The organism is Streptomyces sp. (genome assembly GCF_031178505.1).
Lineage (GTDB): Bacteria > Actinomycetota > Actinomycetes > Streptomycetales > Streptomycetaceae > Streptomyces > Streptomyces gulbargensis.
In genome coordinates this window covers 1-9,182 of the sequence record NZ_JAPSIW010000217.1, presented here as the reverse complement: position 1 = coordinate 9,182, position 9,182 = coordinate 1, and the positions used below count along the sequence as shown (strand labels likewise).

7 protein-coding genes and 1 pseudogene are annotated in these 9,182 nt (G+C 77.0%); 4 read left to right on the top strand and 4 right to left on the bottom strand.

Annotated features, from left to right (window positions below; translation table 11 throughout):
- Both RIF68_RS16525 and RIF68_RS16520 read right to left on the bottom strand, forming a co-directional pair.
- Positions 1-882, bottom strand: an 882-nt coding sequence (locus RIF68_RS16525; protein ID WP_309052025.1) for an FAD-dependent oxidoreductase, incomplete at its 3' end; no start/stop codon positions are given.
- 181 nt (positions 883-1,063) lie between these two features.
- On the bottom strand, positions 1,064-3,304 hold the full coding sequence (locus tag RIF68_RS16520; protein WP_309052024.1) for a serine/threonine-protein kinase: 2,241 nt from the start codon (positions 3,302-3,304) through the stop codon (positions 1,064-1,066).
- A gap of 244 nt (positions 3,305-3,548) precedes the next feature.
- Between RIF68_RS16520 and RIF68_RS16515 the strand changes: the two genes are divergently transcribed.
- The 3 genes from RIF68_RS16515 to modA all read left to right on the top strand — a co-directional run bounded on the left by RIF68_RS16515 (position 3,549) and on the right by modA (position 6,246).
- The gene (locus RIF68_RS16515) at positions 3,549-4,031 is read left to right on the top strand and encodes a GreA/GreB family elongation factor (RefSeq protein ID WP_309052023.1); all 483 of its coding nucleotides are present in this window, start codon (positions 3,549-3,551) and stop codon (positions 4,029-4,031) included.
- 6 nt (positions 4,032-4,037) lie between these two features.
- Complete coding sequence (locus RIF68_RS16510; protein ID WP_309052022.1) at positions 4,038-4,892, top strand: hypothetical protein; 855 nt, start codon at positions 4,038-4,040, stop codon at positions 4,890-4,892.
- A gap of 553 nt (positions 4,893-5,445) precedes the next feature.
- Positions 5,446-6,246, top strand: coding sequence for a molybdate ABC transporter substrate-binding protein (gene modA / locus RIF68_RS16505; RefSeq protein ID WP_309052021.1), 801 nt, complete (start codon positions 5,446-5,448; stop codon positions 6,244-6,246).
- A gap of 80 nt (positions 6,247-6,326) precedes the next feature.
- Here modA and RIF68_RS16500 read toward each other — a convergent pair whose 3' ends face one another.
- Positions 6,327-6,530: a hypothetical protein gene (locus RIF68_RS16500; RefSeq protein ID WP_309052020.1), complete on the bottom strand. Its 204-nt coding sequence runs from the start codon at positions 6,528-6,530 to the stop codon at positions 6,327-6,329.
- A gap of 194 nt (positions 6,531-6,724) precedes the next feature.
- Between RIF68_RS16500 and RIF68_RS16495 the strand changes: the two genes are divergently transcribed.
- Positions 6,725-7,612 carry a siderophore-interacting protein gene (locus RIF68_RS16495; RefSeq protein WP_309052019.1) on the top strand — a complete coding sequence of 296 codons (888 nt, stop codon included), beginning with the start codon at positions 6,725-6,727 and terminating at the stop codon, positions 7,610-7,612.
- A gap of 21 nt (positions 7,613-7,633) precedes the next feature.
- On the opposite strand, the pseudogene RIF68_RS16490 reads toward RIF68_RS16495, so the two are convergent.
- Positions 7,634-9,182 (bottom strand): annotated as a pseudogene (locus RIF68_RS16490) (AfsR family transcriptional regulator); the annotation flags it as partial.

Here is a 9,182-nt window from a genome sequence, read left to right as displayed (position 1 = left end):
CTCCACCACGTGGCCGGCGGCCGTGGTGGCCTCGATGCCGTCCGGGGTGCGGTACGTGACCTCGGCGCGGCGGCCGTCGGTCTCGACGTGGGTGACCTCGTGGCCGGTGAGGATCGTGGCCCCGGCGGCGCGGGCCGCTTCGGCGAGGGCGTCGGTCAGGGCGCCCATGCCGCCGACGGGGACGTTCCACTCGCCGGTGCCGCCGCCGATCACGTGGTGGAGGAAGCAGCGGTTCTGGAGGAGGGAGGGGTCGTGGGCGTGGGTGAAGGTGCCGATGAGGGCGTCGGTGAGGACGACCCCGCGCACCAGGTCGTCGGTGAAGGCGCGCTCGACGGCGACCCCGAGGGGTTCCTCGAACAGCGTTCGCCAGGCCTCGGGGTCGTCGAGCCGGGCCCGGAGTTCGGCGCGGGTGGGGAGCGGCTCGGTGAGAGTGGGGAAGATCCGGCGGGCGGCCCGCCCGGTCCGGCCGTAGAACTCCCGCCAGGCCCCGTAGGCGCGGTCGGATCCGGTGAGCGCGGCGAAGGAGGCGCGGGTCCGTTCCTCTCCCCCGCCGACGAGGAGGCCGCCGTCGCCGTGGGGCGTGTACGAGGAGACGGGCCGTTTCCGGACGGTGAACCGCAGCCCCAGGTCACGGACGATCTTCTCCGGGAGGAGCGAGACGAGGTACGAGTACCGGGAGAGCCGCGCGTCCACCCCGGCGAACGGCCGGGTCGACACGGCGGCCCCGCCGGTGACGTCCAGCCGCTCCAGGACGAGCACCGTCCGCCCGGCGCGGGCCAGGTACGCGGCGGCGGTGAGGCCGTTGTGCCCCCCGCCGACGACGACGGCGTCATGGGCGCGGGGTGCGGCGTGGCCGCCGGGGCGGGGTGCGCGGTCGGTCATGGCTCATGCTCACACGGGGTGGGTCACGGCAAAAGGGGGCGGGGCGTCGTGCGGGTGTGTCTCCCCCGGGACGCCGGGCTCCGCGGTCACCGGGGAGCCGTGGCGCCGCCACGGTGGGGCCGGCGCGTCCTCGCCCGGGACGCCGTACGGGGACGGCCCGTTCGTCCGGCGGCGGGGGCGGTCACTCCGGTGGTGGGGTGGCCGCTCTGTGGAGGAGGGTGGCGGCTTCGGCGGGGCGGCCGAGGCGTTCGAGGCAGTGGGCCTCGTCGGCGAGGGCGGCGAGGGTGTCGGGGTGGGCGGGGCCCAGGACCCGGGTGCGGGTCTCGGCGACCTCGTGGTGGGCCGTCAGGGCCTCGTCCCAGCGGCCGAGACGGCCGAGGGCGACCGCGATCTCACGGCGGCTGAGGAGGGTTTCCGGGTGCTCGGGCCCCAGGGTGGCGGCGCGGGCCGTGTGGACCTCCCGGGAGGCGGCGAGCGCCTCCGTCCAGCGGCCGAGGCGGCCGAGATTGACGGCGAGGACGTGGCGGGCGCGCAGGGTCCCGGGGTCGTCGGGGCCGTGGAGGCGGGTGCGCGCCTCGGCGACCTCGCGGCAGAGCGCCAGGGCGTCGGCGGCCTGTCCGAGGCGGCCGAGGCAGACACCGGTCTCGTAGCGGGCGGTGAGCGTGTCCGGGTGGTCCGGGCCCAGCGCGTCGGCGCGGGCCTCGGCCACCGCCCGGTAGTGGACGAGAGCCTCCTCCGCGCGGCCCAGCCGCGCGAGGGCGTACCCCACCTCCTGGCGGGACTTCAGGGTGTCGGGATGGCCGGCGCCGAGCAGCCGGGCCCGGGCCTCGGCCACCTCGGCGGCCGTACGGTACGACTCCTCGGCGCGGCCGAGCCGGCCGAGGGTGACGGCCAGGTTGTGGCGGCAGCGCAGGGTGTCGGGGTGGTCGGCGCCCGCCGTGCGCTCGCGCGCGGCGAGGACCGCCGCGTACCGCTCGTACGCCTCCGCGTGCCGGCCGAGGCGGCCCAGCGCGTACGCCCGCTCCTGGTGGGCGGCGAGGGTGTCCGGGTGGTCCTCGCCGAGGACGCGGGCGCGGGCGGCGGCGACCCGGTCGAAGGCGGCGAGGGCGTCGGCCGGGCGGCCGAGGCGGGCGAGGGCGAACCCCACCTCGTACCGGCTCGCCAGGGTGTCGGGGTGGTCCTCGCCGAGGACGAGGGCGCGGTGGTCGGCGACGGACCGGTGGACCTCCTCGGCCTCCTCCCAGCGGCCGAGGCGCCCGAGACCGATGCCGGCCCGGTACCGGCCGGCGAGTACGGCGAGCAGCTCCGCGGACGGGGCGGTGGCGGGACCGGCAACCGGTGCCGGGCGGGGGCCGGTGGTGGTGGTCCATTCGGTGGTGAGGACGGCGGCGGCTGCGTCGTGGGCGGCGGTGTGCCGGCCGGTGGCCTCGGCAGGCCGGTGACCGCCGGTCAGGTGCCGCGCCCAGGCGGGCACGGCGGCCCGGGGCGGGGCGGTGGCGGGGCGGGGCACGGTCACCACCGCGGCGGGGGCCGGGTGCGGTGCCGGGACGGGGACCGGGTGCGGGCCCGGCACCGTACGGCCGCTGACGATGCGGCGGCGCAGGTCGCCCGCGTCGGACGGCCGCTGCTCGGGGGCCTTGGCCAGCAGGTCGAGGACGATCCGGTCGAAGTAGTCGGGCAGTTCGGCCCGGTGCGCCCTCGGGGGGCGCGGCTCGGTGTCCCGGTGGCCGATGAGGATGGCCCACGAGTCCCCGAGGTCGAACGGCGGGGCGCCGGTGGCCAGCTCGTACAGCACGCAGCCGAGCGAGTAGAGGTCGCTGCGGTGGTCGATCTCGCCACCGCCGATCTGCTCCGGGGACATGTAGTGGGGCGTCCCCATGGCGATGCCGGTGCCGGTGAGCCGCGAGGTGAAGCCGAGGTCGGCGTCCAGGCGCGCAATGCCGAAGTCGCACAGCTTCACCGTGCCGTCGCGCAGCCGCATGATGTTGGCGGGCTTGAGGTCCCGGTGCACGATGCCGTGGCGGTGGGTGTACGCGAGGGCGTCGGCCACCTGGTCCGCGATGTCCACGACGTCCTGGACGGGCAGCGGGCTCTGCGCGTTGGCGGCGAGGAGCTGGCTGAGGTTGCGGCCCTCCAGGAGTTCCATGACGAGGTAGAGCACCCCCTCGGACTCGCCGAAGTCGTGCACGACGGTGATGCCCCGGTGCTGGAGGGCGGCGGCGACCCGTGCCTCGCGGCGGAAGCGCTCCCGCACGACCCGGTGGATCTGCGGGTCCTGGTGCGGGGCGAGCGGTTTGAGGCACTTCACGGCGACCGAGCGCCCCAGGGCCTCGTCGGTGGCGCGCCACACCTCACCCATGCCGCCGCGCCCGATGACCTCGTGCAGCCGGTACCGGCCCTGGATCAGCCTGCTGTCCCCCATCGCGTGCCGTCGCCCCCGTCGATTTCCGTGCACCTCCCCGGCCCGACCAGTATGGCCGCCGGTACGGACAGTGTGTACGGGGCGGGTGTCGGCCGTTCGGGCCGGGGCGCCCGGCCGCCGTACGGCCCGGGCTCCGCCGGGTGGACGGCGCCCGCCGCGCCGGTCGCCGCGGTTCAATGGCCCCCCTCTGCCCCTGTCTGTAACGTTTCGCCCGGAATGCGCCTTCGCGGAGACGGGAGCAGGAATGACCGGTGGACCCGAACCCATGAGTGCCGACGCCCGCCGGGCGTTCGAGAGTGAACTCGCCGATCTGCGGGCCGAGCGGGAGACGGTGGCCGCCACCCTCAGGGACGGCGGGGGCGACGAGCCGGGCGACCGCGCCGACCAGGCGGACGAACTGCGGCGCGCCGACCTGCTCGACCGGCTCGACGGCCGGATCGCGGAGATCGGCGACCGGCTGCGCGAGGCCGCCGTGGCGGGGCCCCCGGACACGGACGCGGTGGGGGTGGGCAGCACCGTGACGGTGCGGTTCGCCGACGGCACGCGGAGCACCCTCCAGGTCGGGGAGGTGGCCGAGGCCGACGACGCGGCGACGGTCACCGCCGACAGCCCGCTCGGCCGCGCGCTCCTGGGCCGCAGGGCCGGTGACACCGTCTCGTACGACACCCCCGAGGGGCCCGGTTCGGCGGTCGTCGAGTCGCTGGGCGGCGCCCGCGGCGCCTCCTGACGCGCCGTGGGGGACGACACGGACGCGGGACGGCGGGAGGCGGCACCCGCCGGGGCGGAGGCGCGGCAGGCCGGGGAGGCCGACCGCAAGGGCGGCCCGGGGCACACCGTTCTCATGGCGCTGGCCGTCGCCGTGCCGGTCACCGAGGTGGCGTACACGGTCGGCGGCGGGGACGCGCTGCGCGACGTTCTCGTGGGCATGGAGCCGGGCAACTGGCCGGACGTCCTGATCGGCATGATCATCACGGACCCGCTCCTCGGATCGGTGCTCGCCGTCGTCGTGTCGCGGGTGGTGTTCGCGCTGTTCGCCGCCCGGGGCGCGGTGCCCGTGGGCCGGGGGCCCGGGCGGACCCTGCAACGGGCGGCCCTCACGGTGGTCAACCCGCTGGCGGTGGGCGTGATCGACGCCTGTTTCTTCGGCCCGTGGTGGGGTCTCGCCACGGGGCTCGTCGCGTACGCCCTGCGGCAGGGCGTCGTCGTGGAGTACCGGACGGGGCGGCGGCATCCGCACCGCCACGGCGCCGGCTCCGGCGGGCCCCACGGCTCCCGGGGCGGCTACCGGCCGCCGGGCTGGCTGCGGCGGGCCGCCGGGGTCGAGTGGTGGGTGGCGCTCTGCCTGAGCGTCGTGGTCCTGCCCGTCCTGGCCTTCGCGTCGGCGCTGGACGGACAGGCATGGACGTCGATCGTGGAGTGCCGGGTCACCACGGGCACCCGGACCACGAGCGCCCGCCTGATCGAACTCGGCCGCAAGGGCGACGGAGTCGTCGGCTGGAACCTGGACGACCGGGAGATCTCCAACGGCCGGGCGTGCACGGCCACGGAGAGCCGCACCGTCCGCGCGCCCTGGTGGCGCTCCGGCTGAGACGGCGCGCGGCCCGCTGGTCGCCCAGGGCCGCCGTGAACCGCCCGGCGGCGCTCCACTCGGCACGCCGTCATCGCGGCGGCGGCACACGCTTCGGACAGCGGGGGTTCACCCCCGCCTCGGCGGCACGCCCGCCCACGGCCCGCGCGGACGGGGCGGGGCTCGACGGGACAGCGCCGGGTACCGGGATCCGGACCGGTTTTCCACCGGTTTCCCGGACCGCGCCCGCCCACCGCTCCGCGGTCGGCCCTTCCTCCAACGCGGCCCGCATGCGCCATGGAGGCTCCCACAAGAACATTGCAGATCCGAGCTTCACGGCCCTACGGTGTCGCACATGCGGCCTCCCAACCCGGGGTGGGCCGTCGGCCTGCCGGGTGTCGGCGCCCGACCGGCGCACCATCCGGCGGACGCGGGCGGGTGCACGGTCCACCGCGGCGCGAACGAGCCGCGCGACCGCGCCTGACCACCTTGACGCCGTACCGGGAGTGGCGGCCGTCGGCGCGACCGGCTCGCCTCCCCCTTCTTCCATCTCTCCTCAAGGAGTTCCGACCTCATGTCCCGTCCCCTCACCCGAGGCCGTACCGCCGCCGTACTCGTCGCCGCCCTGCTCGCGCCGCTCACGGCCTGTGGTGGCGACGGCGCCGGGACGGCCGCGGGCGGTGCCACCGGCTCCGCGAGCGCCGCGCCCGCCGCGCAGCTGACGGTCCTCGCCGCCGCCTCCCTCACCGACGTCTTCGAGGCGGCCGGCGCCGCGTACGAGAAGTCGCATCCGGGCACGAAGCTGACGTTCTCCTTCGCCGGCTCCCAGGAACTGGTCGCCCAGGTCTCGCAGGGCTCCCCCGCCGACGTCCTCGTCACCGCCGACACCACGAGCATGGACAAGGTGCGCGCGGTCACCGGCACGCCCACGGTCATCGCGAGGAACCGCCTGGTCATCGCCACCACCGCGGGCAATCCGCACAGGATCGGGAGCCTCAGGGACCTCGCGGACCCCCGGCTCAAGGTGGTCCTCGCCGCGCCCGAGGTCCCGGCCGGCAAGTACAGCGAGAAGATCCTGAAGGCGCAGGGGATCACGGTGAAGCCGGTCTCCCAGGAGCCCAGCGTGCGGGCGGTGCTGAGCAAGGTGGAGCTCGGCGAGGCGGACGCGGGCCTCGTCTACCGCACCGACGCGGCCGGCGCCGCCGACAAGGTCGACGCGGTGGAGATCCCCGACGGGCAGAACGCGGTGGCGCAGTACCCGGCCGCCGCTCTGAAGGACTCCCGGAACGGCGAGGCGGCCGCCGCCTTCGTCGCCTGGCTGGCCTCTCCCGCGGGCCGGAAGATCCTCCAGGAGGCGGGCTTCCAGAAGCCCTGACCGCACGCCCCTCCCTGGGGCGGCCGGTCAAGCCCCGGGCACGGCCCGGGGCTTCGCTGACAAGAACCGGGGAACGGCCCTCAGGGCAGGAGTTCGTCCATGGAGGCGCGCCGCCCCTTCTCGGCCATGCGGCGCTCCGCCCAGGCGAGGTTCTTGGGCGTCACGTCACGGCCGGAGGCGAGGACCAGGTCCTCCGCCGTGAAGTCGCCCTCGGAACCGGCGTGCAGCAGCCGGTCGGGCGTCGGGCTGTCCCCCGTCGTCGTCTTGTCGGGCTCTGCGTTCATGCCGCCTCCTCCGTAGTGGTCCGGCACTGGCCATTGTCGGCTCCGGCCCCCGGGACCGCATCCGGGACCGGTGGGGGGCGCGCCCGGCCGTGTCGGCGGCGTGTCGGCGCGGTGTCGGCGGCCCCGGGGAGAGTCGCGGACACGCCCCGGATGCCCCGGGGCACACCGCGACCGCCCCGACTCCGAGGAGCCCCATGCCCACGCCCGCCTCTCCCTCCGCGTCCCCGGCCGGGGAGTCCCCGCTGCCGCTCCGACGGCTGCGCGTCACCGGTGTCACGCGCCCGACCCCGCGAACCGTGCGGGTCACCCTCGCCGGGCCCGGCCTGGACCGGCTCGTGCTCGCCGGACCGGACCAGCAGGTGAAGCTGTTCCTCCCCAGGGAGGGCCGGGCCGAGCCGGTGCTGCCCGAGCCCGGTCCCGACGGCGACGTCCTGCGCTGGTACGCGGCCTACGCGGCGCTCCCGGAGGCCGAACGGCCCTGGATGCGCAGCTACACCCTGTGCGGTCACGACCCGGCGGCGGGCACGGTCGACGTCGAGTTCTTCCTGCACGGCGGGGAGGAGGGGCCCGCCACCCGCTGGGCCCGCCGGGCGCGGCCCGGCGACGTGCTCGGCATGTTCGGCCCTTCGGCGGACTTCGCGGTGCCCTTCGACACCGGGGCGGGCGACTGGACGCTGCTGTACGCCGACGCCTGCGCGCTGCCCGCGCTGACCACCGTGGTCGCCGCCCTCCCGGCCGGCCGGACCGCCCTCGCCCTCGTCCAGGTGCCGGACGCCGCCGAGGAGCGGCCGCTCCCGTCGCCGGCGCGGCTCACCGTGCGCCCGCTGCGGGACGGCGACTCACCCGTGGAGGCCCTCCGGGCCGCCGCGCTGCCGCCGGGCCGGCCGCACGCCTGGCTGGCCGGTGAGGCCTCGGTGGTGCGGGACCTGCGCCGCCACCTCGTGAGGGAGCGGGGGGTCGACCGGCGCGCCGTCCACTTCACCGGGTACTGGCGGCGCAGCCTCGCCCAGGACGCGGCGCCGACCCCGGAGGACCTGGCCGAGGCCCGCGAGCGCCTGGCCGACGCGCGCGAGGGCGACTGAGCGCGGCGGGCCCGTTCCCGCTCAGGCGGGGGCGGTCCCCCGCCTGAGCAGCAGGGCCGCCTCGGGGACGGTGAGGGCCGCGCCCTCCTCGTGGAGGGCCGTGTACGTCTCCGGCGGCAGCGTGGCGCGCACGGCCTCCTCGGCCCGGGCCCTGATCGCCGTCTCCGTGCGCGTGGTGAAGGGACGGAACCCGCCCGCGCCCTGGTCGCCGCCGTGCGCGTCGTACGCCCCGAGGAGCCGCGCCCCGTCCTCGGCGCCGCCCGGCAGACCGTGCCCCGCGCGCGCCCAGGCCGCGGTCGCGAACTGGGTGACGACCAGGTAGGGGGCGACCAGGTGGGCGAGGCTCTCCATGTCGTCAACGGCCCGCGCGAGCCGCTCCCCGGCCCGGCCGTAGGCCCCGTCCAGGCAGTCGAGCCAGGCGCGCATGCCGCCGAGCAGGCCCCGGACGAGTCCCGGGGTGAAGTCGCCGAGCTCGCTCTCGACCCGGGTGAGCTGATCCTGGGCGAGGGCGGTCCGCCCGGTGTGGCCGTAGTGCTCGGCGAGCAGCATCCGGCCGGTCCCCGGGGCTTCCGCGCCCCGGGCGGCGGCCTCCTCGGCGGCCTCGGCGAGCATCCGTTCGGCGGCCTCGTCGCCGTCCGGCCGCAGCCGGAGCCGTACGGCCGCGAGGCGGGCGCGGAAGCCGGGCACCTGGGAGTGGGCGCCGGCGCGGGCGGCGGCGTGCACTGCCCGCTCGAAGTCGGCGGCGGCCTCCTGGAGCCGCCCGGCCCGCTCGTACGCCTCGCCGCGGGCCGCGAGGGACTCGGCGATCCCCCAGGCGTCCCGGGCCTCCTCGAAGAGGGCGAGCGCCTCGCCGGCGTCCCCGGGTCCCCGGCCGAGGAGTTTGGCGCGCATGAGGAGGGCGAAACCCAGGTCCCAGTGCGGAGCGTGGGCGCGGCAGGCCTCGACGACGAGCCCCAGGGTCTCGTCGAGCGTGCGGAGCCCGCCGGTCATCAGCCGGGCGAAGTACCACATGGTGCCGGGCTGGCGGCAGGTCTGCGGCATTCCGGGCGGATAGGCGGCGACGACGGCGTCGAGCCGGGCTCGGTTGCCGGGGCTCTCCAGGGCGGTGGCGCCCTCCCCGCCCTGGACGGCGAGGGCGTAGAGGTGGGCGCCGCGCCGGGCCTCCCTGAGCCGTTCGCCGCTCCACGGGGGCGGTACGTCGGTGCACCGTCCGTCGACGGGGCGGGCGGTCCTGACGGGTCCCCGGAAGGGGTCGGGGCCGAGGCGGCAGGCGGCTGCCGCCCAGGTCCGTGACTCGGCCTGGTGGTTGCGCAGCTGCCAGAACCAGCTGAGCGCGTGGACCAGGCAGAGGGTCTCCTGCTCGTCGGCGAGGGCGACGGCCCGGCCGAGGGCGGTGCGCAGGTTGCCGTGCTCGCGCTCCAGCGTCCGCAGCAGGTCCGCCTGCCGGGGGCCGCGCAGTCGGGGGTCGGTGGTGCGGGCGAGTTCGCGGTAGTACGTCAGATGGCGGCGCTCCGCCGCGGACCGCTCCCCGGCCTCGTCCAGCCGCTCCCCCGCGTACTCCGCGACCGTC